28 protein-coding genes are annotated in these 25569 nt (G+C 45.5%); 1 reads left to right on the top strand and 27 read right to left on the bottom strand.

All coding sequences use genetic code 11. The features are described 5' to 3' along the window. Nucleotides 1-3: 3 nt before the first annotated feature. The 4 genes from R2J37_RS13780 to R2J37_RS13795 are packed head-to-tail and all read right to left on the bottom strand — an operon-like array spanning nt 4 to nt 3471. Complete coding sequence (locus tag R2J37_RS13780; RefSeq protein WP_230105148.1) at nt 4-1275, bottom strand: hypothetical protein; 1272 nt, start codon at nt 1273-1275, stop codon at nt 4-6. Beyond that, nucleotides 1276-2151 (bottom strand): ABC transporter ATP-binding protein, encoded by an 876-nt coding sequence (locus R2J37_RS13785; protein ID WP_316265613.1) that lies wholly within the window; start codon nt 2149-2151, stop codon nt 1276-1278. It lies immediately after the preceding gene. Further along, on the bottom strand, nt 2136-2951 hold the full coding sequence (locus R2J37_RS13790; protein WP_316265614.1) for a hypothetical protein: 816 nt from the start codon (nt 2949-2951) through the stop codon (nt 2136-2138). The genes R2J37_RS13785 and R2J37_RS13790 overlap by 16 nt, the downstream gene beginning before the upstream one ends. Further along, nucleotides 2944-3471 carry an RNA polymerase sigma factor gene (locus tag R2J37_RS13795; RefSeq protein ID WP_316265615.1) on the bottom strand — a complete coding sequence of 176 codons (528 nt, stop codon included), beginning with the start codon at nt 3469-3471 and terminating at the stop codon, nt 2944-2946. The genes R2J37_RS13790 and R2J37_RS13795 overlap by 8 nt, the downstream gene beginning before the upstream one ends. 264 nt (nt 3472-3735) lie before the next feature. Between R2J37_RS13795 and R2J37_RS13800 the strand changes: the two genes are divergently transcribed. Continuing rightward, on the top strand, nt 3736-5175 hold the full coding sequence (locus R2J37_RS13800) for an ISLre2 family transposase (protein ID WP_316265616.1): 1440 nt from the start codon (nt 3736-3738) through the stop codon (nt 5173-5175). Nucleotides 5176-5639: 464 nt separating this feature from the next. Here R2J37_RS13800 and R2J37_RS13805 read toward each other — a convergent pair whose 3' ends face one another. From R2J37_RS13805 to R2J37_RS13915, 23 genes are all read right to left on the bottom strand, one after another. Further along, nucleotides 5640-7160 (bottom strand): DUF6034 family protein, encoded by a 1521-nt coding sequence (locus tag R2J37_RS13805; protein ID WP_316265617.1) that lies wholly within the window; start codon nt 7158-7160, stop codon nt 5640-5642. An 18-nt stretch (nt 7161-7178) separates the two neighbouring features. Beyond that, entirely contained in the window at nt 7179-7478 is a 300-nt protein-coding gene (locus R2J37_RS13810) for a type II toxin-antitoxin system RelE/ParE family toxin (RefSeq protein WP_316265618.1), read from the bottom strand. A 3-nt stretch (nt 7479-7481) separates the two neighbouring features. After that, a complete protein-coding gene (locus tag R2J37_RS13815; protein ID WP_316265619.1) occupies nt 7482-7730 on the bottom strand; it encodes a type II toxin-antitoxin system prevent-host-death family antitoxin in 249 nt (82 codons plus the stop codon). A 165-nt stretch (nt 7731-7895) separates the two neighbouring features. Beyond that, nucleotides 7896-8513 (bottom strand): V-type ATP synthase subunit D, encoded by a 618-nt coding sequence (locus R2J37_RS13820; RefSeq protein ID WP_230105144.1) that lies wholly within the window; start codon nt 8511-8513, stop codon nt 7896-7898. A 38-nt stretch (nt 8514-8551) separates the two neighbouring features. Then, complete coding sequence (locus R2J37_RS13825; protein WP_230105143.1) at nt 8552-9982, bottom strand: V-type ATP synthase subunit B; 1431 nt, start codon at nt 9980-9982, stop codon at nt 8552-8554. A 15-nt stretch (nt 9983-9997) separates the two neighbouring features. Further along, nucleotides 9998-11764: a V-type ATP synthase subunit A gene (locus tag R2J37_RS13830; protein WP_230105142.1), complete on the bottom strand. Its 1767-nt coding sequence runs from the start codon at nt 11762-11764 to the stop codon at nt 9998-10000. Continuing rightward, nucleotides 11757-12344, bottom strand: coding sequence for a V-type ATP synthase subunit E (locus R2J37_RS13835; protein WP_230105141.1), 588 nt, complete (start codon nt 12342-12344; stop codon nt 11757-11759). The genes R2J37_RS13830 and R2J37_RS13835 overlap by 8 nt, the downstream gene beginning before the upstream one ends. Nucleotides 12345-12375: 31 nt before the next feature. Then, nucleotides 12376-12684: a V-type ATP synthase subunit F gene (locus R2J37_RS13840; RefSeq protein WP_230105140.1), complete on the bottom strand. Its 309-nt coding sequence runs from the start codon at nt 12682-12684 to the stop codon at nt 12376-12378. Nucleotide 12685: 1 nt separating this feature from the next. Continuing rightward, nucleotides 12686-13120 carry an ATP synthase subunit C gene (locus tag R2J37_RS13845; RefSeq protein WP_230105139.1) on the bottom strand — a complete coding sequence of 145 codons (435 nt, stop codon included), beginning with the start codon at nt 13118-13120 and terminating at the stop codon, nt 12686-12688. A gap of 18 nt (nt 13121-13138) precedes the next feature. After that, nucleotides 13139-15079 carry a V-type ATP synthase subunit I gene (locus R2J37_RS13850; protein WP_230105138.1) on the bottom strand — a complete coding sequence of 647 codons (1941 nt, stop codon included), beginning with the start codon at nt 15077-15079 and terminating at the stop codon, nt 13139-13141. Then, nucleotides 15076-16134 (bottom strand): V0D/AC39 family V-type ATPase subunit, encoded by a 1059-nt coding sequence (locus R2J37_RS13855; RefSeq protein ID WP_256193022.1) that lies wholly within the window; start codon nt 16132-16134, stop codon nt 15076-15078. The genes R2J37_RS13850 and R2J37_RS13855 overlap by 4 nt, the downstream gene beginning before the upstream one ends. A gap of 3 nt (nt 16135-16137) precedes the next feature. Continuing rightward, nucleotides 16138-16449 (bottom strand): hypothetical protein, encoded by a 312-nt coding sequence (locus tag R2J37_RS13860; RefSeq protein ID WP_256193021.1) that lies wholly within the window; start codon nt 16447-16449, stop codon nt 16138-16140. 145 nt (nt 16450-16594) lie between these two features. Then, complete coding sequence (locus R2J37_RS13865) at nt 16595-17053, bottom strand: hypothetical protein (RefSeq protein WP_230105135.1); 459 nt, start codon at nt 17051-17053, stop codon at nt 16595-16597. Nucleotides 17054-17135: 82 nt separating this feature from the next. After that, complete coding sequence (locus R2J37_RS13870) at nt 17136-18731, bottom strand: aryl-sulfate sulfotransferase (RefSeq protein WP_316265622.1); 1596 nt, start codon at nt 18729-18731, stop codon at nt 17136-17138. Nucleotides 18732-18797: 66 nt separating this feature from the next. Next, nucleotides 18798-19661 carry a DUF2238 domain-containing protein gene (locus R2J37_RS13875; RefSeq protein ID WP_416387391.1) on the bottom strand — a complete coding sequence of 288 codons (864 nt, stop codon included), beginning with the start codon at nt 19659-19661 and terminating at the stop codon, nt 18798-18800. After that, nucleotides 19639-20463 (bottom strand): bifunctional hydroxymethylpyrimidine kinase/phosphomethylpyrimidine kinase, encoded by an 825-nt coding sequence (gene thiD, locus R2J37_RS13880; protein ID WP_230105132.1) that lies wholly within the window; start codon nt 20461-20463, stop codon nt 19639-19641. Before thiD ends, R2J37_RS13875 begins: the two co-directional genes overlap by 23 nt. Further along, complete coding sequence (locus R2J37_RS13885) at nt 20460-21128, bottom strand: HAD family hydrolase (RefSeq protein ID WP_230105131.1); 669 nt, start codon at nt 21126-21128, stop codon at nt 20460-20462. Before R2J37_RS13885 ends, thiD begins: the two co-directional genes overlap by 4 nt. Then, nucleotides 21125-21781 (bottom strand): thiamine phosphate synthase, encoded by a 657-nt coding sequence (thiE, locus tag R2J37_RS13890; RefSeq protein WP_331490096.1) that lies wholly within the window; start codon nt 21779-21781, stop codon nt 21125-21127. The genes R2J37_RS13885 and thiE overlap by 4 nt, the downstream gene beginning before the upstream one ends. After that, complete coding sequence (thiM, locus tag R2J37_RS13895) at nt 21762-22583, bottom strand: hydroxyethylthiazole kinase (RefSeq protein ID WP_316265626.1); 822 nt, start codon at nt 22581-22583, stop codon at nt 21762-21764. Before thiM ends, thiE begins: the two co-directional genes overlap by 20 nt. A 27-nt stretch (nt 22584-22610) precedes the next feature. Next, nucleotides 22611-23540, bottom strand: a complete 930-nt coding sequence (locus R2J37_RS13900) for a SufB/SufD family protein (RefSeq protein WP_230107583.1) — start codon at nt 23538-23540, stop codon at nt 22611-22613. Nucleotides 23541-23580: 40 nt separating this feature from the next. Beyond that, the gene (locus R2J37_RS13905; protein WP_230105129.1) at nt 23581-24306 is read right to left on the bottom strand and encodes an ABC transporter ATP-binding protein; all 726 of its coding nucleotides are present in this window, start codon (nt 24304-24306) and stop codon (nt 23581-23583) included. Continuing rightward, nucleotides 24278-24838 carry a phosphodiesterase gene (gene yfcE / locus R2J37_RS13910; protein WP_230107582.1) on the bottom strand — a complete coding sequence of 187 codons (561 nt, stop codon included), beginning with the start codon at nt 24836-24838 and terminating at the stop codon, nt 24278-24280. Before yfcE ends, R2J37_RS13905 begins: the two co-directional genes overlap by 29 nt. 98 nt (nt 24839-24936) lie before the next feature. Beyond that, entirely contained in the window at nt 24937-25560 is a 624-nt protein-coding gene (locus R2J37_RS13915; protein WP_230105128.1) for a DUF47 domain-containing protein, read from the bottom strand. Nucleotides 25561-25569 lie beyond the last annotated feature (9 nt).

Below are 25569 nucleotides of genomic sequence, written 5' to 3' on the forward strand. Positions count from 1 at the left end.
TTTTTACCCTTTGCTCTTCCCGCACCAGTCACGCACAGCAAAGAGGAAAAATACCACCGTTTCCACTGCGGCCGCTCCCACCATAACAAAGGGAATCCATACCGCCATATCGCCGGCAAAGACAAATTTTGTGTCCAGGAGCGCATAGGTCAGGCTGTTATTAAGTCCCACTCCGGAGGAAGGAAGAAGACAGCGCAGCCAGTTTCCCACATTTCCATTTGCCATGATATAGAGCAAAAGCGGAAGGAAAAGAAACACCAGAGCCAGGATGGATGAAGAAAATATTTTTTTCATTCTCCCGGATAAAAACAGAGTAAAGCATATGGTTGCCAGAAGGCTGATATATCCTCCCAAAATGATCAGAATCTGCAGCTCCCATATATTCACGGGCAGAAAGACAGCCACAGACAGAAGCGCCTGCACAGAAGTCTTCAGACTCTCCCATCCAAATGCCGTGTCCATGATCAAAAGGAAAATGCCAGTGCAGAGAAAATATTCTACTGTCACGATCAAAAGGGCTGCCAGTATTCTGTTTACTGCAAGTTTCCTTCGCCCGTGTCTGGTACATTTTATGATCTGTTCCGCCTGGGTCTGATAATCACCGGAAAATGCAGGTGCTACCAGGATCGTCCCCAGTATGACAAGTAAAAACACAATAAGCACTGTATAATCCACCGCATTGGAGGAAATACCCGACTCATAATAAAACGGCCGGTCTATCTGTTCATAGAGTGTTTTCGCCTGACTTACCGCCGCATCCACTTTCTTTCCGGTACCGTTTTCCAGATAGAGAAGATCGGACAAATGCTGGTCTATCTGCTGATAAAATCCATCTGCATGTTCCTCTGTCAATTCTTCTCTGGAAAGAGCCATTCCTGTCTCCGGTTCTGCATAGGCTTCCGACATTCTCGTCAAGATCCACTCATAGGGATAGACATCCTGGAAATAATCGCTCCCACTCACCCGGTCGTCATAAATCCCGTCAGGAAGCCCTCCCTCATACCGGTTTTCAAATGAATGCCACCGGTCGATGGATTCTGCAAGCTTTTCTTCGGTGATCTCTCCGTGGAACTGCCCCTGATTTTCTCTTTGCATTCGGATGGCTTCCAGTCCTTCAACCGTCACTTCCTGCCCGTCTTCATCCGTATAAATATAGCTTTCAAATGAAATCGGAAAATACGCCAGCGCCACCGCAAAAAGCAGACCCAAAAGCAGCGTGATCTGTACGGACCTTGTCTTTAAAAATCGTTTCAGCTCTGCTGTAAAAATACGCATCTATTCCACCTCCTCTTCCGGGAAGAGCCACAAATACAAGTCCTCCAGCTTTGGAGCACATTCTTTTGTTCCTTCTATCACAGGCCTCTTTGCCAGGTAACGGATAGAAACCATATTTTCTTCTTCCCCCCGGATATTTACAATACGCAGATTTTTTTCATACTTATGAAGATCATATTCCGGAATACAGGCTGACCACACTTTATGCTCCACCTGCTTAAGAAGTTCTTTTGGCGTTCCGGCCGCCACAATTTTTCCTTCTTTCATAATCGCCGTACTCGCTGCAATATACTCAATGTCCGGAACAATGTGAGTAGATATCAGCACAATGCGGTCTGTGGCAAATTCCGACAGAAGATTGCGTAATTTGATCCGCTCTCCCGGATCAAGTCCGCTGGTCGGCTCATCCAGGATCAACACTTCCGGATCGTTTAAAAGAGCCTGTGCGATCCCTACCCTCCTCTTCATTCCTCCGGACAGCTGGCGGATCTTCTTTTTCCTTACATCTGCCAGGGAAAATGTCTGCAGCAGACCTTCTATCCGTTTTGCGGCTGTTTTCCTGCTGATCCCTTTTAACGCCGCCATATAATCCAGATAATCCTGCACATGAAATTCCGGATAAAAGCCAAATTCCTGGGGCAGATAACCGAAAATACTGCGGTAGCTTCCTCCCAGTACATCAATAGAAACATTGTCGTATTCCACCGTTCCCGACGAAGGCTTTATCAGACCTGCCACCATGCGCATAAGGGTTGTCTTTCCGGCTCCGTTTGCTCCAAGAAGCCCCCATATGCCCGGAGTCAGCGTCCAGTTCACGCGATCCACTGCCCTTTTATCTTTAAATTCTTTCGTCAGATCTTTTATACAAAGTTCCATTCCATCTCTTCCCCTTCCTGTTCAAAATAAAATTGAGTTTTCTTTAATTTCCAGATCTCAAGAAGGCAGGCCAAAAGCGAAAGAGCGCACAGCACCCATATAACCGCCGACAGGCTGCCGCTTCCGTCATATCCCCAGACTTTGCGCCATATAAGAAACGCTCCTGCCACAAGAATCAGCGATATGGTACTTCCCCATACAAGGTGTTCCCTTTTCTGAAGCATGAAATAGAAAACACAGGCAACAGAGAGCAGAAATGGCAGGATGAGATAAGCTGCCAGCTCATTAAAACAAACGATATTTCTGACAAAAACGAATCCTCCAATAGACGCCGCCATAATCCCGGCACTCCCCATACACACAACAATTCTTGCCATCATCAGGCGGGACAGTGAAAAATAAGAAGACTCTTCCAGCTCCGCCATATTATGGCGAAAAGATCTGGCAAAGGCAGGAACGCTGCTCCACGCCGCCGCAACTGCTGAGACACATAAGATCAGTACTCCTTTGTTCTGGAGATATACCAGCCCCCGAGGCCCCTCTTCTGTCAGAGCTGTTACTACAATAAGCACAAAAATAAAAATAAGAAGCTGCAGTCCCAGGCTGAGCTTTCCCACACACTGCACCTGACTGGCAAGGAGCCTTAAAAATCCTGCATCGGGACCAAAGGAGCGTCTTATTTCCCACATATCTGCCGCCCGCCTGACTGTCTGGTAAACGTGAGCACTGCACGGTACAGATTTTTCTTTCTCTTTTTGAAATTCCTGTTTTATTACATTTTTCACCATACGTCTATTCATTCATATTCCACCTTCTTTCTTCCATTTCTTTTTCCAGCAGTTTTAACGCTTTTCTAAGTCTTGACTGAACCGTTCGGAGCGGAAGGTTTAAAACCTGTCCGATTTCCCTAAGTTTCAGTTCCTGGGAAAACCTTAAAAATACAATTTCCCTAAGGTCGTCCGGCAGGCAGCTCAATAGAAGCAGGAAATCTTCTTTCTCCTCTTCCTCATCCAACCCTTTGTCCCAGCAGGGGATTTCGGGCAAGAGAGTGTTGTCTCTTGCTTTTCTGCACAGATCCACACAGGTATTGGCTGCCACCTGATATAAAAAGGCGCGGAACTTTCCCTTATGTCTGTAACGGTCCAGATAGCGGAACACTTTCAGAAATGTTTCCTGCACAGCGTCCTCCGCCATCCCCGGATCAGGGACATGATATCTGCAGTAGACAAGGATTTCTCCATAATAAAGCTGTACCAGTTCTTCCACTGCATCGCGGTTTCCACTTTTCAGTTGTTCAAAAATTTCATCTTCGCGCGTCATAGTTTTCCCTTTGCTTTGAGGTAATAGAGTCTCTATATAATATACAACGGATCGAATGGAGGAAAATGATTAAAGGGGGGAAGAAAATCTTTCGGATTTGTAAACGGCTGATTACGCCAGATTGGGAAAATGACCGGAATATTCCTGATATAGGTTGGAGTAAAAAAATAGTCAGTTGATAAAAAATAAATGAAAAGAGTATTGGTTCCTTGAGGTATAATGATTTCGACGAAAAAAACAAAAACCGAAAGGAGTCCAATACTCATGGATATTATAACATTAATCAATACTCTTGTCAGCGGATTACTCAATGCGGAGGAGAAATTTCTGGAACACCTGGATTCATTTACTATGTTCGAGGAAACGGTCAGCAGCTTGAGCAATCAACTGGCGGCAGATTTTATCGGGCTGGTACTGACGAATGCGGACCAGCTGATCCGTGACAGCGGGATACGCAAAGGCCGTTATACTGTACAGCGGAGCAGACAGAGGACCTTGATCTCCATTGTGGGAGATATTACCTTTACGCATACCCTGTATAAAGATCAGGCGGGAAAGAACCGATGCCTTCTGGATGAACTGATACGTCTGCCGGACAGAGAAAGATTTACAGCCGCGGCAGAAGCAAAACTGTTAAATGAAGCGGAAGTCCATTCTTATCAGCATGCTGCGGAGTCTATAAAGACAAATGGACAAACGATCACAAAGACAACGGTAATGAACAAAGTCCACTCCATCGAAAAACAGATCCCGGAGATGGAAGAGGCGCCAAAGGAAAAGAAAGCCTGCGAATACCTCTATATTGAAGCAGATGAGGATCATATCCACCGACAGAAAGATGGAAAAGAACAGGGATGTTTTATCGGCAAGCTGGTCTATCTCTTTGAAGGGAAGGAAGAGATCTGCAATGGCAGGAGAAAGCTGGTCTCACCGTTCTATTTTGGAGGGCTTTATGCGGGATCAGAACAGAATGCCGCCCTGTGGGAATCTGTAGATGCTTATATCCGGCAGCACTATGATCTGGATGTACTGAAATGCGTGTATATCAACAGCGATGGAGGGAGCTGGATCCGAGCAGCCGCCGGCTATGTAAGTAAAAGCAGACTTGTAGCAGACCGGTTCCATCTGATGAAATACATTAACCGGGTAGCCCGGTATACGCTGGAAGAAGAAGGAATCACAAAAGGCCGGTTCTATAAGTATATTTATAAAAATAAGCTCTTGGCAGCCAAAAAGCTTCTGACCCGGATCCAGAACCACTGTGAAGGGAGCGACCGTGCGGTAGAAGACTGCAGGACATATCTTGTTGGAAACTGGGAGTATATCGAGAGGGCATTTCATGATAAGTACGTACTGGGGTGCAGCGCGGAAGGACATGTGAGCAGCGTTTTATCTGAACGCATGAGCTCAAGGCCAATGGGCTGGAGTGAAACAGGCTCAGACCGGATGTGCAAGCTGCGTTGTTTTATCCGTAATTATGGCCGGGAAAAAGTGATCGATCTGGTGAATTACCGGAGGGATCGGGAACTGGAAACCTGCGTGGCAACAGGAACAGACGGCTTGATAGATGAGCGGCAGAAGAAAAAGTATACGGCGAAGCAGAGGGAGGCCCAGCGGTACGCAGAGGCTTTACATGGAACTCTGGCAGGAAATTCCACAGTGCGGAAGATCCTTGCCATCCGAGAACAGATTGGAAATATATAAACTTGAAAAAAAGAAAAGCCGGTTGTATGATTAAGAAAATAGGTCTGAAGTCATATCTTCTTGGACGTAGTCTTTTTCATATCAACTGACAATTCGTTTACTTCATCCTGATATAGATAATCTGAAGACATTATGCCAGTTGTATGATATACTTTAGATAAACTTTTAAGTGAAGACTGGAGACGATATCAAATTAGTTTTACGTTTAAGACAGAACCGGAAACAATATATCAATGTGAAAGGTTGGGGAAAAAATGAACATACGTAAAATAACAGATAATATAATCTTAATTTTCTGCATCGGTTATTTAACTCTTAGAACTATTTATCTTGAATATCCAGAGAATCCACATCTTGCAGGATTTTCTTTCTTTTGCGGTTTACAGATATTGATATATGTCATAGAAATATGGATACGGGAACGGAAATCTAAATAAATTTCCGTTCCTGTATCCATATCATGATTATAAGGGAACCGAAACATAGCCTCCGTCAATAGCATTGATCAAAACAACGCTTGGCGGCAAAACGCTTTCCTCGATTTTCCCTTCATCATATTCATAGACTCCAGTACGTCCCACTTTAAATACCCACACCGGCACCAGCCAAGCTGCATCGGGATCCTCATAGGCATTGACATTGGCCGCGCGAAGCTGTACGTCTTTCACGTCATAAATATAGGAGGCATCCGGTGGAATCTCGCCACCTTCTACGGACAGCTCTGCATAGAAGAGATGATCTGCCAGCTTTTCTTTGATCTCATCGAAAGAAAGAAGCATCGTATTTGCTGCAATCATATCCTTCTTTTCAGAGATATAGTCCCATTCAAATTTCTTGACGCCGTCTTCTGTAACCATTATCTCAATGCAGGCTGTGAGAAATGTTGGTGCATAGGAAGTTTCCGGAAGATTCTCATATTGCTTAGATCGCTGCAGCGTATAGCCTTTCACATCTCCGGCCTGCGGATATAGACGGAAAGAATATCCTGCTTCTAGTTCAGGGGCATTTAACTCCAACTCGTTCCAGTTTTCTGTATCTGAAGATCCGATCATTTTGACACAATCGCTCACTTCCATATCCTGGATATTCAAATCCTCCACCATATTTTCTACCATCTCCTTGGCATCTTCTTCTGTAAAATCTTCGCATGTGCTCTGCTCTATCATACTCAAAGTACGTTCATATGATTCCGACTCTTCCTCTGTTCCAATCGTAGCTCTCATTTCCAGATTTCTTTCTGCCTGTTTTTGATCTGTCCAAATGCCCTGCTGATACAAAAAAGCAGAAACACTTCCTACATCTTTGTCATAGCTCACTGCACGGATCAAAGGATCACATCCTTCTATCCGATCTACTCTTGCAAGAAATCCAATCTTTTTGTCCGTATCATAATACCAGGGATAATAGCCATCGTTAATAAAGACTTTTGCGCCTCTTTGCTCTTCTTTTGTCATCTGAGGTTCTGTCAGTTTCGGTTCAATATACTTTCTTTCCCCATTCTTTTCTGGAGCCTTTTCAAGCGCCTTGTCCAGCGCTTTAAGCGCCTCTTCTATTGCATCATATTCCAAATATGAAGCGCTGCTTTTCTGCTGTTCCAGCTCTTCCTTTTTCTCGGCCAACTCGCTCTTTGTCATACCCTGGTATTCATAAATCCGATCCCCGTTCGCAAAATAATCGCAGAGCCTTTCCAGAAATTCATCAGTCATTGGCAGAGCTTCCCAAGCGTAAACCGGGGTGTTGTAAACTTCCGGAATTTCGATATCATAATCCGACTCCAAAGTCACAAATCCATCCCCTCTTACCAAAGTCTCCTGCCAGTGTTTGGGCAAATCTAAATCTTTGGGCGTATCCTTCTCCTCTGGAATCGCACTCCCCTCTGGAAGACCTTGGGATTTATCTGTCACCACCGCCTCCTCCGGCGTCTTTTGACAAGCAGATAATAAAATGGTAACCACTATAAAACTAATAATACATCTTTTTTTCATTAATCTCCATCAATTCCTCTATTCAAAAATCCTCATAATATCTCTGTAGCGATTTACCACTCGATAGATTTCCACATACTCTTCTACCACCTTATAAATAATCACATAGTTCTTCCAAACAGTATATTTGTAGTCTGTTTGAAAGCTGACCTTTTTAGAGAGATCTGTCCCCATTGCAGGGAATACTTGAATGTTCTCAAATTTAGCATAAATTTCTTTTATCGTCTTTGCAGCGTATTCCGGATTATCTTCAGCGATATAATCACGTATCTCTTTTAAGTCCGCTGCAACAAACGGGTTAATCCGCAATTTCAGCATAATTTACTCCTGCATAAGTTCTTTTAATTCATCCAGACTAAGCCAGCCTTCACCACTTTTGACTGCCTCCTCTGCCTCCTGCAGTTTCATTAACAACTTTTTCTCCGCGCGATCACGCTCATAATCCTCTATGTCCAGTACTACAAAACGTCCTCTTCCATTTTTTGTCAGAAATACTGGCTCCCCTGTCCTGCATTTTTTTAAAACTTCATTATAATTTCTCAAATCAGATACCGGTAAAATATTCGGCATATAAATCCCTTCTTTCTATTTACAGTATTCTTTCTGTCTTTATTATATGTAGATAAGCTATAAAATTCAACTTAAAATTTTACAGCTGTTTTCGGTTTTACATATAAAATTAGGGATGGATTTTTCAAAAAAATCCATCCCTAATGAAGAAATCCCTCTCCCTATTTACCCCTGCTTTCGTCTCTTAATGACCTTCAGACGGGTAAATTCTTCCCGTTCTTTTTCTTCCAGTGCATTGGTAATGGTATACACAAGATTTGTATACATAGGAATTGTGATATTCTGAAGGGCGTTCGCCCTCTTCTGTGTTTTCTTAATATTGGCTGCCAGCCGGTAGGCTGCATTCTCTACCATGGACAGCTTGACGGTCAGGTCTTTTACCTTACGGAAGGCCTCCACCGCCTGATCTACCGACTCCTTTGTCGTGCTGAATGCATAAGTGGGAACGGCAGCGGAGGGTGTGTATTTCACATGAGGTATCTCTGTCCCCATGATACTTCTCGTCTGGATCACTACGGAATCCTCAATAGGAACCGTATAAGCAATCTGAGAGATTGTGCTGATCCCGTTCTCAATATTGGCTCTTTGCAGGCACTGATACGCATAGGTAAAGGTGCTGTCAATCTCTTCCTGGATGCTCCTGGCCTCGTCAATCAGTTCCATCAGCTCGCGGATCAGAATATTTCTCTTCTTATCCATCAGCTCATATCCCTGCCTGGCAAGGGCCAGCGAGTTTTTCGCCAGCATCAGATTTCCCTTGGTCGGAAATGTACGCGGATCCATAACGTCCCTCCCTTCTTATGAATACTTATAAGATTGCTCTACTGATTGGCAATGGAACCCGGACTTGCGCTTGTAGTAACGCCCTCGTCCCGTTTTGTGGGATGATAATATTTATCCAGTATCTTTGTATCCACACGGTCCAGTTCTTCTTTCGGAAGCCTTCCCAAAAGCTCCCAGCCCAGATTCAATGTCTCTTCAATGGTACGGTTCTCCTCCGCACCCTGTCCGATATATTTTTCTTCAAATTCTTTTCCGAAAGCAAGATATTCCTTGTCAATAGGTGACAGTTCATCTTCCCCGATAACAGAAGCAAGGTTCCTTGCATCTCCTACTTTTGCATAGGCGGAAAAGAGCTGATTGGCAAGATCCTGATGATCTTCCCTTGTATAACCCTCGCCGATGCCGTCCTTCATCAGACGGGAAAGAGATGGAAGGACACTGATAGGCGGATAGATAGACTGTCCGTTCAGATTGCGGTCCAGAACGATCTGCCCCTCTGTAATATATCCGGTCAGATCCGGGATCGGATGAGTGATATCATCGTTCGGCATAGTCAGGATGGGAATCTGTGTCACGGAACCGTTTACGCCGCGGACAATGCCCGCACGCTCATAAATGGCCGCCAGCTCACTGTACAGATAGCCGGGAAATCCTTTTCGGCTGGGAATCTCTCCTTTTGAGGAAGAAACTTCACGCATGGCCTCTGCAAAGGATGTCATATCCGTCAATATAACAAGGATATGCATATTCTGCTCAAACGCCAGGTATTCGGCAACCGTCAGCGCTACCTTTGGCGTGATCAGACGTTCCACCACCGGGTCATTTGCCAGGTTCAGAAACATGGCAACATGGTCTGCCGCCCCGCTCTCCTCAAATGTCCTTCGGAAAAAGTCCGCCACGTCATGTTTCACACCCATGGCCGCAAATACAATGGCAAACTCCTCATTGGAATCCTCTCCGAGGGACGCCTGCTTTACGATCTGGGCAGCCAGCTGGTCATGGGGAAGTCCGTTCCCGGAAAAGATAGGCAATTTCTGCCCGCGAATCAGCGTGGTGAGTCCGTCAATCGCCGAGATCCCTGTCCGGATATAGTTTCTCGGATATTCCCTCTTGACCGGATTCAGCGGAAGGCCGTTGACATCCCTCTTCAATCTGGAGACGATGGGTCCCAGATCATCGATAGGCTGGCCAATCCCATTGAACGTCCGTCCCAGCATATCTTTGGAAAGCGCGATCTCCATAGGATGCCCGGTCAGCCTGGTATGGGTATTCTTAAGGGACATACCTTCCGACCCTTCAAACACCTGGATCACGGCTTTATCTTCATACAGCTCAATGATACGTCCGATTCTTCTTTCCGTACCATTTACAACAAATTCCACAATCTCATCATAAAAGGCATCCTGTATCCCTTCCATGGCGATCAGAGGGCCATTGATGTTGCTAAGTCCAAGATATTCTATTGGCATGATCTATTTCCCCCTTTACGCATTCTTTTCCAATACGCGCTGATAAAACGCGTCAATGTCACGATGGTACTGTGCAAACATTTCCAGCCGGTCATTCGGAACATCATATTTAATGGAAATGACACGCTCAAAAATATTTTCCGCTTTCAAAACAGACATGGGATGCCCCATTGTCACCAGCGCTCTTGCCTGTTTATAGAGATAAAGTATGGTATCCATCATTAAAAACTGCTTTTCCATAGAAACGCAGGTGTCATCCTTATGGAAAGCGTTCTGCTGCAGGAATCCCAGACGGATCACTCTGGCGATCTCCAGGATCAGCTTCTGATCATCAGGAAGCACATCGCTTCCGATCAGCTTGACAATTTCCAGAAGACTGCTCTCCTGATTGAGAAGCGCCATCAGGCGGTTTCTGTAATCGACAAATTTCGGCGATACGTTATCCTGGTACCAGGGCGCCAGATCTCCCAGATATTCACTGTAACTGCTAAGCCAGTGAATCGCCGGGAAATGTCGGGAGTAGGCAAGACTCTTATCCAATCCCCAGAAACACCGCACGAACCGCTTCGTATTCTGGGTGACAGGCTCCGAGAAATCTCCTCCCTGTGGGGACACTGCCCCGATAATAGAGACAGAGCCGTCTGTTCCATTCAGATTATGCATCATACCTGCCCTTTCATAAAACGCCGAAAGCCTTGAGGCAAGATAAGCAGGGAAACCTTCTTCCGCCGGCATTTCCTCCAAACGTCCGGACAGCTCCCTTAATGCCTCTGCCCACCGGGATGTAGAGTCCGCCATGATCGCCACGTCATATCCCATGTCCCGATAATACTCCGCCAGAGTAAGACCTGTGTAAATGCTGGCTTCTCTGGCAGCCACCGGCATGTTGGATGTGTTGGCGATAAGCGTGGTCCGGTCCATCAAAGGGTTCCCCGTTCTTGGATCTGTCAGCTCGGCAAACTCTTCCAGAACCTGGGTCATTTCATTTCCACGCTCTCCGCATCCAATATAAATGATGATGTCCGCATCCGACCATTTTGCAATCTGGTGCTGCGTCATCGTCTTTCCTGTTCCGAATCCTCCTGGGATTGCCGCCGTTCCTCCCTTTGCAATGGGAAACATGGTATCAATGATCCTCTGGCCTGTCACAAGGGGAACAGACGCGGAAAACCGCTGGCTTACAGGACGGGCAGTCCGGATCGGCCATTTCTGTGCCATGGCGACCTCAGTTCTTTTCCCGTTATTTCCCTCCACCACGATCAACGTTTCCTCTATGGTGTAGTCTCCATCTTCTGCAACTGAGACGACAGTACCTTCCACATCAGGCGGGATCATACATTTATGGACAATAGCCCGGGTTTCCGGCACTTCTGCAAAGATATCTCCTCCGTGAAGATATTCTCCTTCTTTTACTGTGATATGGGTACTCCATTTTTTTGTCTTATCCAGGGAATCCACGGAAACTCCCTTGGTGATAAATGCTCCGCCGCTCTCGGATATCTTCTCCAGAGGGCGTTCGATTCCATCGAAAATATTATTCAGTATGCCGGGAGCCAATGTTACTGAGACAGGTCCGCCCGATGCGATAACTTCTTCCCCCGGTCTAAGACCGGATGTTTCTTCATAAACCTGTATCGTTGTCCTGTCTTTATCAAGGGCAATGACTTCTCCTACCAGATGTTCTTCACCGACATATACCATCTCCGACATACAGAATCCTGTATTTCCCTTCAAATAGATGACAGGACCATTGATCCCGTAAATTTTCCCGGTATTAGCCAAGTCCCTCACCTCCCTGAAGCATGAACTGATCATATTCATTCTGAAGAGCTGTCTTAAAAGAATGATCGATCAGAATATTTCTGCTGCGGATGACAGAGCGCACCCCGCCTATAAAATCTTCCGCACTGATCGTAAGAAGCACCCCTGTTTCCTTTTCCAAAGCAGACTTTTTCTCCTGATCGGAAGGATCAATATAAATTGTCATTTCTTCCCGCCCGGCAAAATCCAGTGCGTTCTTAATGCAATCCGCAAGAAAACGGTCGTATTCCGGTGTTTTTCTGTATGCTGCGATAAGCTGATGCACCTCATCAAAAATTTTGTCCTTCAGCTCCTGCTGCACTTTGCTCTGCTCCCGCTTCAGATCCAGCTGCGCCTTTGCCATAGCCTGGTTTCTCTGCAGTCTGGCATTGGTCGTCTCTGCTTTGATCCGGGTCTGAGCCTGGTGCTGTGCCTCTCTTTTATGATCTTCAAACACCTTCTCCAATGCTTCTTTATAGGAGCTGATAATGGAATTTCCTTCTGTCCTGGCTTCTTCCATGGATACACTTCGGATGTGTGCGATCTTTTCTTCTAATGTCAAGAGGAATCCCTCCTTATTTTTGATTACTGTCTTATAATTTCAGTCCGATTGCTTCTGTAATATAAGAAGTGATAAAGTCTTTACTGCGGCCGGTTCCGTGCCTGTCAGGAATCTCGATCAGAAGAGGCATCTTTCTCTCCAGCCGGAACTCATCAATGATATCCGGAAATTCTCTGCCGAATTTCTCCGTCAGAAGAACAATGCCTACTGTTTTGTCCTGCAGAACATTCTGGAGCGCATGATAGAGTTCTTCTCTTTCATGAACTACAACCCCATCAACGCCTGCAAGGCGCATTCCTGTATAGGTATCTACATTATCACTGATTAAATACATTTTCATGCTACAGCTGTCCCAGGATCATGAAGGAGATGATCAGCCCGTAAAGGCAGACACCTTCTGCAAGTCCTACAAAGATCAGTGATTTACCAAGAACGCTGGAATCTTCACTGATTGCTCCAAGCGCCGCACTTGCTGCGCTTGCCACAGCGATACCGCCGCCGATACAGGATAAACCGGTAACCAGAGCAGCTGCGATATAGCCAAGTCCTGTCGCCATAGAGGCAGCTTCTCCCGCTGCTTCCGCCGCCTGTGCGTCCATTCCGGAAAACATCATAATGCCTCCGATCACAAACGCTCCGAAAAAGAAAAATACATTCACTCCAAGAGCCCGTTTATACCGTCCCTTGTTCTTTTCCCCGATCAGATAATATCCGAAAGGAATGATAATACTTAAAATCAAAGCTGCAATAAGAATCAGTCTGGCTGCAAGAGTCATATTCGCTCTCCTCCTTCTCTACTTTTTATTGTTTTTCGTCTTTGTATATGGATCAAACGCCCGTCCGCTTCCTTTGTAAAAACGGCTGAACATTTCATAATATTCCAGACGGAGTACCTGAATGCCGACAACCAACCCTTCCATCAGACATACAAACAGGTTGCCGAGGACAATGACTACCCAGTTGGGACTTCCCTCTTCTGCGCCCGCAAGCATCAGGACAACTTCCATCATGGCTGCGTGACTTACGGCAAATGCTCCGATACGGACAAAGGAAAGAGTGTTTGAAAAGTAACTTAACAATGTTTCAAACAGCTCAAAAAAACCTTCCACAATGAACATCGCCTTGCTCTCTTCCATTTTAGCCGTTTTCTTCTTGATCTTATTTGTCAATGGCTCCTTGAAAAGGATCAGAAGCAGAGGCACACCGAACATTACCCCAAGTACAATTCCCGCCGGAGTATTATGTCCTGTCATAAACAGGACGATCACCGCCGCAACCGATGCATAAAACACAAGTCCGGCCACCCCGTTTGCGTCAAACCAGGTGGATGCCGTATCTTTAGCCCTGACCGCATTTATAATATGCAGGATCATCGCTACAATGATCAGTCCCATACCAAAAGCCACCGATACGATAAAGACTGTATTCAGTTTACCTACAAAGGGCAGCGTCGTCATATGATCGATCGGCCTGATCCACAGCGGATCTATGATATTTTCAAAGCCGAAGACACTGCCGAACATAAAACCAAAGATCGTGGAAAAGATTCCGGCTGTCGCTATGATCCCGGCCAGAGGAAGCCTTTTAAAATGATAGATCAAAGCTCCCACGATCACCAGGAGCAGTCCCTGTCCCACATCACCGAACATAACGCCGAAAATAAAGGAATAAGTAAGTCCTACAAACACTGTGGGATCCATCTCATCGTGAGACGGAAGGCCATACATACCCACAAACATTTCAAAGGGCCGGAAGATCTTCGGATTCTCCAATTTGGTAGGAGGCTCCCCGAAATAATTATCGTGGTCATCTTCCACTACAATAAACACTTTATCGTCATCCTTTGCCTCTTCCATGAACTTTTCTACGTCGTCATCCGCCATCCAGCCGCACAAAATATAATAATCTTCTTTTTTATCTTCCACCCTGGCTGCCATCTTGCGCACATCAAAATTGTGAGCCAGCTCCTCCAGGCGTTTTTTTGCTCCCACAAGTTTTGCAGCCTTTTCTGTGAGCAGCTTTGCTTCTTCCTTTTCAATATCGCCGATCTGTTTCTGGATATCAAAGCTTTCTTTTGTCAATTCCTGGCAGACACGCTCAGGTGTTCCCCTGTACGCTGCCGGTATGTCGATCCGCTCAAAATGCAGGGACCGAAATACTGCGTCTACTTTGTGGGCTTCCGCCGGAGAAACAAAGTAAGCGCCGTATACCATACTTTCATCCTGCTGCCCTTTGACAAAAATAGCGCCCAGATCGTTCATCAAAAACTTTTCCATTTTCTGGTACTGCTCTGCAGGAAGTTTTCCAAAACGGTAGGCGATATATTTATAACTTAAAATCTTATCTAATTCCCCGTCAATCGGGCGGAAAGGTTCTATCACTCTCTGTCTGGACTGCACATCTTCCTGCTTTTTCTTCAGAGAATCCTTCTTTGCTTCCATAGCAAGAAATTCTTCATTGGTAGCGCGGATCAATTCAAAAATATCATCCAGCCCCATCTTGGTGTCCGGTTCTATCCTGTCCGAATCTTCCAGAAAGCCGACAAACTGCGTGGCCTTTAAAAGAGCATCTTTATAGGGATTGATCTCCACAAAGGGGCGGAGATTATCCACTGTTTTCAGCTCGGAAAGCGCTGATTCCAGCTGTATCTCATATCTGGACAAATACAGGTCCATCACCCGGTCAATATCATCCCTTGGCCCTGATATATTGATAAATTTCATCTTAACAATCATGTTTTCCGCCCTCCTATATACTCCAGCGTCTCTTCAGGCGAAACACCATAGCGTACGCATTCTATTGCGGTGGTCAGCTTCTGCAGCTCCTCTTCCTTTAAAAAGAGATACGTATTGACAGAAGCAATGGAATAAGGGTTTCTCCTCCGGTCTGTCACATACAGATAATGCAGGTAATCCGCATACATTCTCTCTATTGTCAGATCTTTTTCAAAGTCATAATGTCTTGCATAAGATGTCTTTTCAAAAGCGCGGTAAAACTCTTCCACCGAAGGAGCCTCTACCATTTCTTTCACCAGATCTGTACTGATCTTATAGTGAACAGGAATGAGAAGTGCATATATGTCTGCAGAAGAAAGACTGAAATATTTCTTTGCCCGATAAATCCACTGAATATTCAGCATATTGATCTTTGCTCCGCAGTCTTTGATATAAATTTCCAGCTCCTTCTCACTCAAAATTCTCTTTAATATTCCTTTCCGCTCTTTCCATATAGCGGTAAAATAGTACAAATTCAGCGCCAGATCATAATCAAACAAGGTAACGGCACGGCCGTTCTGCAGCCTTTTCAGAGGCTCGTAATATTCCGTTCCTTTCAGATTTTCCACCAGCTCGTCTGTCGTTCTTGCGTGGATAAGGCTGTCAATATTGATCTGCGAGTATTTATCAAAAAACATTTTTTTGTACTGCAGATCAAAAGGCTCACTGTAATGATTTATGACAATCCTCAGACAGTAATTAATGAGCTCCACTTCATACCGTTTCAGATAAAGCCTGAGAAAACGTCTCTGATCCTGACTGCCGAAACGGTAGATTTTCGTGTAATCCTTATAAAGCGACAACAGCAGCAGCTTCTCAATATTACCGCGATGGAGCATTTCCGGCGGCATCCCGTCCAGTATCTCCCCATACGAGGATTTTTCCATCAAATATGCCGCAACCTCCGGCACACTCTTCATTGCACTGATCTCTTCAAACTGCTTTGGACTGAGCAGCTTTGCCTCCATTGCACGTATTTTCGTAACGATCCCACTGTAGGCAAGTATATTTCCCATAAGCTACACCTCTGTAATCCGCTTCAGTATTTCCTGTGCATACTTTGTGTGGTTTTCGTCATACTCCTTTAGAAGCAGCCGGATACTGCCGGCATTCGCGCCGGACTGGCCGTCCAGCAGCCTTTTTTTATCTTTCTCCAGCTCCTCCTGAATCTTACTTAATTCACTCTGAGTTTTTGCTTCCAATTCTTTGTCAAACGCTTTTTTTCTTTCTTCATACTCCTTGTCAAGAACCGCTTTCTGTTCCTCTGCATGGGCCACAATGGCATCAGCAGCTTCTTCAATTTCCGTCAATTTGTTGATAACAGAGTCCATAAAAAGCCTCCTTTTTGTATGAATTGCCGATATACTTTATCATACACCTTTTGTCAAAAAATGCAATGGTTTTTTCCCTTCAAATCTTCTGTTTTATGTTAAGATTTCGTTAAAAAGAGACAGGGTATTTTTACCCTGTCCCTGTTTAAAGGAACTCTTTCATATCTTTCATCATATCCTCTTCCAGCTTCACCAGTTTCTGCGCCAGTGACTTGCTTTCTTTGGAGGCTTCCTTATATTTATGGATGTTTTCCGTAATCCCCTGAACGCCCATATTACATCCGTCTATCAAAAGTTTTGCGATCTGTCCGCTGCCTTCATCCATCATAAGTTTTACATTTGTAGTAATCCATGACATAGCGGACGCGGCTGCCTTCACGGAGGGTTCCGCCTTTCCTTCTGCCTCCAGAAGAGCAGCCGCCTCCTTTTCCAGTTCCCTGTGTTTTTTCTTATATCTGCTTACTACATCAGATAATCTGTCATTTTCAATATGCTCCTGTATCTGATTGATGCTGTTGATCGCCATCTTGCATCCCTGGCTGCATTCTTCCAGCAGTTTTTCTGTACACACTTCCATATCTGATCCCTCTTTTCCTTTCCGCATAATTCCTTTTCCGCGTTTCCGCAGATATCTCATTCATAATATGAACAAAAAGGGGAAAAAATATGTATGCCTTTTCTCAGGATTAAAGATTATATTTATATACTCTGTAAATAAACGATTCTTTTTCCATTGTAAATGACCGGATCAGTTCACCGCTGCTGTCATATTCTCCAAACACTCCCTGCATACCGCTGTCTGCCACAATATTATTTCCGATTTCCTGAACACTGCTCACATACCCTGAGTAAGGAAGCTCAAACCGCTCTGTCAGCTGATAGGTGCCTTTTTCCTCATCCACCAGATATTTATAGAAATAGGAAGCCGTGCCGTCCGAAGCCGAATCCTGTACGCCCGGGATCACGGTCCAGTCAAATTCAGGTCTTGTCTCACTCACGCCGATATTGTTATTAAACATATAAATATAATACTGGCCTTCCGGTAAAGAAGAATCCTCCACATACGTAATGCTGTGCTGTCCTGCCTGACTGGGAAAATCACCGTCTTTCTCCAGTACATAGCTGCTGTAGTCCGTATTCTCCCACACTGCCGGATCGCTGATAATATAGTCTATTTGAGGCGAACCATAGATATCTCCTATTTTAATGATAGAAGAGGTTTCCCTGGAGCTTAAAAGGATTTCTTCCTCACCCATCCACTGAATGGTATTAATATGCATCCAGTCCAGCTCGCCATCACTGTTCTCTGTACAGGATTCTTTATAACTTCCGAACAGATCTTCCAGATCCAGCACCTCCTCTACCGTGCCATCCTCTGTATCCAGCCGGAGAATAATGTCTTCCACACTGTCCTGGCCTGTGTCACTGGCCAGGATCAAAATATTACCTGCATCATCAAATACATAATCATGGTGCAGTTCATACTGTCCCAGGTCATATACCTGTGTGATCTGGCCCAGCTCATCCATCTGCGCCATCCTTGTCTCCGAGATGCTGTAATACATATTGTCATCGTCAAATAAAATCCGGTGGCTCCGGTAGCCGATGATGGGAACTTCTCCGCGGATCACCCCGTTATTGTCATAATAATACATAAAATCCAGACCGGAACTGTCATTTTCAAGTATGACATACAGACCGTTCTCCAGCTCTTCTTCGCTTGTTCCATCCTGACTTTTCAATACAGTTTCTTCTGTTCCCATCAGACTTCCCATGTCATAAGTGATCGTTTCCTGGTAAGAACTTCCGTCCGGAAGAGAAAAGGTAAAAATAATTTCATTTTGATGATCCGGCACAAGTCCCAGCACCTGATACTCATGCTCTGTCACATAGCTTCCGTCCTCCGTCAGCTGCTGCGTATAATCCGGTATAGTTTCATCTTCTACATGAATGGTACAGCTTACATTTTCTGCCTGCTCACTTTCAAAATATACATAGAGAGACAGCGTATTTGTGCCAAAAGGATTATACTCTACCAGCATGTCGCTCTCGGAATATTCCTTCTCTTCCTTTTTGTCATCCAACTCCTCGCGGATCTCCTCCTGGCTGTCCGTATTATATATCTTCCTGATCTCCTCTTTTTGTAACTGCTGTTTCTGATCATCAGCCTGTGTTTCTTTATCTTCCGCTTTTTCCCTGTACATGCCCACCGAAACGCCCACAGCGCATGCAATCACACCCAGGATCATAACCGCCGCCGCTATTTTTTCCTTTCTCTTCATAAAAAACCTCACTTTCTTCTTTTTATAATAGAGAAAAAAAGTGAGGTTTTTTTGTTTAAATTATGATTATTCTGTGTCCTCTTCCCGCTGCACCTGCTTCAAATAATCGTGCTCTTTTTTCTTCGGTCTCGGAATCAGCCTTCCGGTAAATTTTCCTTTTCCCCGGTTCTTTACATAGAAATATCCGATAACAGAAAACACTGCCGCCCCAATAAAATTGACAAACAGATCCTGCATAGTATCAATAAGGCCAATATCCAGATAGCCTCCAAGTCCCAGGCTTTCTCCGTTTATCACTACATCCGTGATATCTCTTATAACAGCAGGATGATTGCCTCCTGCCGGATCCAGCATAACAGAGCTGATAGAATGAACAACCGTATCTTTCTGCATATCCAGACCGAAAAACCGATCCATGGCAAATTCAAAAAATTCCCAGACCACTCCGATGGTCATGGAAAAGCAAAACGCTCCAAGAGACACATATAAAGGAGACAGTTTAATGGAAAAACGTTCATTCCTGTTCAAAATATCTACCAACGAAAATCCTATCGCCGCCATCAGAAATCCATTTGTAGTATGCAAAGCAGTATCCCATTCCGGTATCTTTATGTAATATGCCTGTATTTCTCCTAAAATTTCCGCCGCAAATATGAAAAACAGCAAAATAATTTCCAATCCGGTGGGAAACTCGATCTTTAAATTCACCTGTATAAAGCTCGGCACGATCAGAAGGATCAATGTGAGTATACAGAGAAATACATTTTCAAAATTCCGGTTAAAGATCTGAAGAATCATTACACAAATGACAAGCGCACGCAGGATCACATACACCAAAAAGGAACTTTTGTGCTCCCGAAGCTCCATCTTAAGCGCTTTGCCCATTGCCTTCCATCTGCTGTTTCCTTTATTCTTCTTCATACGACACATCCTTTGTTTCAAATGCCGGCAAAGCATATCCGTGATCCATAGGTCCGCTTCCCTTTCCCAGATCAAGCCCTGCTCCAAGGGCGCCGGAAATATATTGTTTCGCCCTCTCTATGCTCTTTTCCATTCCATAGCCTTTTGCCAGATTGCTGGCGATAGCAGAAGAGAGCGTACACCCTGTTCCATGAGTGTTGGGGTTGTCGATCCTCTCTCCCCTGAACCAGATCATTTTCCCTCTCCAAAAGAGCAGATCATTGGCATCATTCATATCATGTCCACCTTTAATGAGTACGGCTCCGGGATAACGCGTTCCCAGGATGGAGGCCGCCTCCTCCATCTTCTTAGGACTGTCAATCTGAATACCGGAGAGTACCTCCGCTTCAGGAATATTGGGCGTGATCACCGCCGCCAGGGGAAGGAGCTTTGATTCCAGCGCTTCTTTGGCCTCATCCTGCAAAAGGCTGCTTCCGCTGGTGGCTACCATGACCGGATCCACTACGATATTTTCTGCCTTCCACTTCACCAGTTCGTCCGCGATCACTTCGATCAGCAGGACGGAAGAAACCATACCGATCTTGACAGCGTCCGGAAAGATATCCTGAAAGATGCATTCCAGCTGATTCCTCAAAAACTCCGGAGTGGATTCCATAATTCCATATACTCCGGTTGTATTTTGTGCCGTAAGGGCTGTCACTGCACTCATTCCGTACACTCCGTTTGCCAGCATCGTCTTAAGATCTGCCTGAATGCCTGCTCCTCCGCTGCAGTCACTTCCGGCTATTGTAAGCACACTTTTCCTCTTCACTGTTCTATCTCCTTCAGCTGTAAATAATCACAGATATAGATATCTGCCTCTCTGCGTATCTTTTCTGCATCATGGGACGAGGATGCATCCTCCACGGCCACTGTATAGCATCCTGCTGCCCGTGCATTTTGAACCCCTTTCAGAATATCCTCGAACACAATGCATTTTTCCAGAGGAACCCTGATCCTCTTTGCCGCAAGCTCATATACCTCCGCCGTTTCCTTTCCATGCTCTGTCTCTGATGACAGTGCAAATGCCTGGAAATAATCATAAACCCCGTTCCGTTTCAGAGCCGGCTCATAAAGAAGAGGATCCGAAGATGTAGCAGCAGCGATTTTTACTCCTCTTTCTCTTAAAGCCGCAAGATATTCCGCCGCATGAGGCTTAAGCTCCACCTCGCCGGCATACATCCCTTTCGCAATAGCGAACCATTCTTCCATGATCTGAGCTTCACTTTTTTCCATTGCGTATCGCTTCTTTGTATATTCTGCCGCCTGTGCAAAATGCATGGTAAGCAGATCCTGTATGTAGTCTTTTTCAAAGGGAAGCCCGTTGTTCTCCAGGAAACGCCTGTCCACGATCTCCCAGACTCCCATGGAGTCAAGAATCGTTCCGTCCAGGTCGAATACCGCTCCCTCCCAGTCTTTTCCACCGTATGTTATCATGATCCTTCTCTTTCCTGCTTTTTCTGACTTCGAACCGCTTCAGAAAGTTCGCTTGCCGCCCGTTCAATATCATCGGCGGCAATGACTGCTGAAACGACTGCTATTCCGTCAACGCACGTCCCCTTCAGTTCCGGAAGGGTTTGCCTATTCATACCGCCGATGGCAACGATAGGAAGATCCACCATCTCACGGATTTTCTTTAATTCTTCCACTGTGGTAACATCTGCGTCCGTCTTGGTGCTGGTAGCATGCATGGCCCCTACTCCCAGGTAATCCGCGCCGTCCTCCCGGGCTTTTACTGCCTCCCGGACACTCCCTGCCGACACGCCGATCACCTTGTCTCCACCGAGGATCCTGCGCACAGACGCCGCCGGCAGGTCATCCTGCCCTACATGGACTCCGTCTGCATTTACGGCAAGCGCGATATCCACTCTGTCATTGATGATCAGCGGTATCTTATATTCATCTGTTATTTTTTTTACCCGAAGGGCAGTTTCATAAAATTCCAGAGAGGAGCAGTCTTTCTCCCGAAGCTGCACAACCGTGCATCCTCCTTTCACTGCCTGTTCTACCGCTTCCTCAATGGTGTCTGTGCTCATCAGATCTCTGTCTGTGCACAGATAGAGCGTGTAATCAATTTCCTGTTTCTTCAAATCGCGCCATCTCCTTCACTGTTTTTTCATCCAGTCTGCTCAAAGCATCTATAACAGCCATATGGAAACTTCCGGTTCCCTTTTCTCCTGCCTCCCGGAATGCAAGTTCACCGGCTATTCCCATTGCCGCTACACCTGATGCCGCCGCTGTAAAAGGATCTCCTCCCGCGCCCAGGAAAGCGCCCACCAAAGCAGTCGTCATGCAGCCTGTTCCTGTTACTCTGGAGAGCATTGGATGACCGTTATGGATCTTCACCAGTTCTGTTCCGTCCGTAATGACATCCACCGCTCCAGTCAGGGCTGCCGTACATCCCAGTCTGGCAGCCGCCTCTCTTGCCGCCTGCGCCGCATCATTTCCAGTATCCCTGTCAGAGCTGTCTACTCCCTTTGTAGATGACGGCAGTCCTGCCACATAGGACAGCTCCGAGAGATTTCCACGGATAACAGAAAAACGGATTTGCCGGGTCAGTTCTCTTACCGTATCGTTCCGAAGCAGAGACGCTCCCGCCCCTACCGGATCCAGAACAACCGGTATCCCGCACTCGTTGGCTTTTTCCCCTGCAAGGATCATCGATTCTATGGTCCGGTGATTTAAGGTTCCGATATTCAGTACCAGAGCCGAGGAAATTGCTGTAATATCCGCAGTCTCTTTCTCGTCATCTGCCATGATGGGGGAAGCGCCGATGGCCAGCGTCACATTAGCACAGTCGTTGACCGTCACATAGTTGGTAATATTATGTATCAGAGGCGAACGGCTCCTTACCTCAGTAAGAAGCGCCGCCGCCTTTTCTGTCATATTCATATCTGTTCCCCTTCTCTTTCTTGCGGATCAGTTAAGAAACGCCTCTACAATGACTCCTTCCGCTTCCTCCTCAGTCATTCCGAATGTCCGAAGCTTGATCAGCTGTTCATTGTTGATCCTTCCGATAGCCGCCTCATGGATGATCGCTGCATCCAGATGGCGGGCATCAATTTCCGGAATGGACTGTACTCTGGCGTGATCCATAATAATGGAATCACACTGGATATGTGCCTGGCATTTGGCTTCTCCGACAGCCCTTGGATGAAATACCTGCACAGAACCGCCCTTTGCCACAGACCGGGAAATAATCTGGGCAGAGCTTCCTTCTCCCTTCATATAGACGGCCATATTGGATTCCGCTTTCTGTTCGTCGTGAGTCATCAGCTTTTCCAAAACATAAAGACGTGCTCCTGCCCCCATTGTCACTTCTGTCTCACGCTGTGTAGAATCCACTCCTTTGATCTGCACTGTATCTAATGTAAAAACAGAATCTTCTTCCATATAAATCTTTGTCACCGGATTGAGCACTCTTGCTCCGGTTCCTTCCCCTTCGCCGTAATGCTTCTCCTCATAACGTACATTCGCACCCTTTCCTACGTGAAATGCGTGGATGCCGTCGTGCCGTGTTTCATTGCATCCGCTGTTATGGATCCCGCATCCGGCCACGATAGTCACATCTGCGCCGTCTGCAATATAGAAATCATTGTACACAATATCTACCATTCCGGACGTACTTACAACAACAGGGATATGCACCTGCTCCCCTTTTGCAGAACCGTCAATATAGACATCTATTCCAGGTTTATCCTCTTTCCTTTTGATCTTAATGTGTTCTGTATCTCCGTGACAGAGCGACACTCCGTTTTCCCGGAGATTGTAGGCTCCCTCCTGCTTAAATCCGGAACTGCTGTCTATCTGTTTCAGTACTTTTTCTGTAATCTTATCCAACAATGTCATTTCCATCTGCTCCCTTCTTTCGTCTGCCTTAACGGATCCTTTACATTTCCTGTTCCATGCAGGCACAACCGGCTCCATCTGTCAAAAGTGTCGGAAGAACTTCTTCTCTTGGCCCGATCTTTTTGATCGTTCCATCTTCAATCACCATGATCCTGTCTGCCATCCGTATAATTCTCTCCTGATGGGAAATCAGCATCAGCATTTGATCTTTCTTTTTATGGATTCTCTCAAACTGCTGTACAAGCATGGAAAAGCTCCAAAGATCAATGCCGGCCTCCGGCTCGTCAAAAATACAGAGCTTATGACTTTTTGCAAGCACTGTCGCGATCTCCAGACGTTTCATCTCTCCTCCGGACAAAGTCCCGTCAATTTCCCGGTTCAGATATTCTTTCGCGCACAGTCCCACTCCACTTAACATTTTACAGCAAACGTGCTCCGGCAATGTCTCGCCTGCCGCCAAAGAAAGAAGTTTATTTACCGTCATCCCCTTAAATCTTGGCGGCTGCTGAAAAGCAAATCCGATTCCCGCTTTGGCACGATGATCGATATCGTATTCGGAAATATCCTCGCCATCCAGAAGGATCTGTCCCGCGTCCGCTTTCTCAATCCCCATCAGAACCTTGGCAAGCGTAGATTTTCCTCCGCCGTTCGGGCCTGTGATCACCAGCATCTCTCCATTCTCCACTGTGAAACTGATGTCCTTTACAATGCTCCTCTCTACGCCATTTTCATTGACCTTAAATGTTAAGTTCTTTACTTCCAGCATATCTGTATTCCTCTCCTTCTTCCACCGTTTTCCAGGTAAAACTTCCATTCTCAAGTATCATATAGCTGTGCGGACTGTTCTCCTTCGGAATAGATACGGAACCCGGATTGATGTAGTATTTCCCGCCAAATTCTTCCAATACCGGCACGTGAGTGTGGCCGTGCAGGAGAATATCTCCTCTTTTCAGCATGGGAGGATTCTTTACATTATGCTGATGTCCGTGAGTGGCAAAGATCATTCTGCCCTCATCATACAGAATACAATACTCTGCAAGAATGGGAAATTCCAGCACCATCTGATCCACCTCTGTGTCGCAGTTTCCTCTGACACAGAGAATTTCTTCTTTTATTTCGTTCAGCATAGCAAGTACTTCCTTGGGAGCATAATCCCTGGGCAGGTCATTTCTCGGGCCATGATAGAGGATATCACCGAGAAGAAGCAGCTTGTCCGCTTTTTCCTCACGGTACCGTTCCAACAAAAGCCTGCAGTAATACGCGCTGCCATGTATATCTGATGCAATCAGAATCTTCATAATATGATCGTCCTTTCCTGTTTGCTGTTTTACTGTGACTTTTAATTTTAACATATATCTCTCTTTTTTTCACCCGTTTTCCCGGGAAAAATTATCTGTTATGAATTTTTCATCACTACACTTTCCACTACATCTGCAATATGCTCGCATTCATCTGCACATTTCTCCAGATAAGTATAAATTTCCCTCCAGGCAATCACATCCCTCACATCATTTTCTTCTGTGTGAAGCCTTCTCATACTGTCAATATATGCTTTATCTGTCTGCTCCTCATAGAAATTGATCTGTATAATACTTTCTTTTAATTTTTTGGAATGCCTGAAATCTGCAAACTCCTGTAAAAGGCAGCGCACCTCCTCGCTGCACTTGATAATGAGATCCAGCATTTTCAACGCGTCTTCCCTTATCTCTCTGATATTGTTGATGTAAATCCTGATAAAGACTTCTTCAATCTTATCCGTCAGCTCATCAATATTATAGCTAAGAGAGACAATATCTTCTCTCTCGATCGGTGTGATAAACGCTTTTGCCAGCTTGTCCGTCATCTGATGTTTTTTTTCATCTGCCTCATGCTCTATAGCATGAAGAAGATCCAGATTTTTCTCCATCTCATCCGACCGGAAATCTGTTAAAGTTTCCTTCAGAAAATGTGCCGCCCTGCAGGAAAGCTCCGTACACTCTATAAAATTTTCAAAATAAAATAAATCCTGTTTCTTTGACATTTTTCTTCT

This window comes from Claveliimonas bilis, from assembly GCF_030296775.1.
Lineage (GTDB): Bacteria > Bacillota > Clostridia > Lachnospirales > Lachnospiraceae > Claveliimonas > Claveliimonas bilis.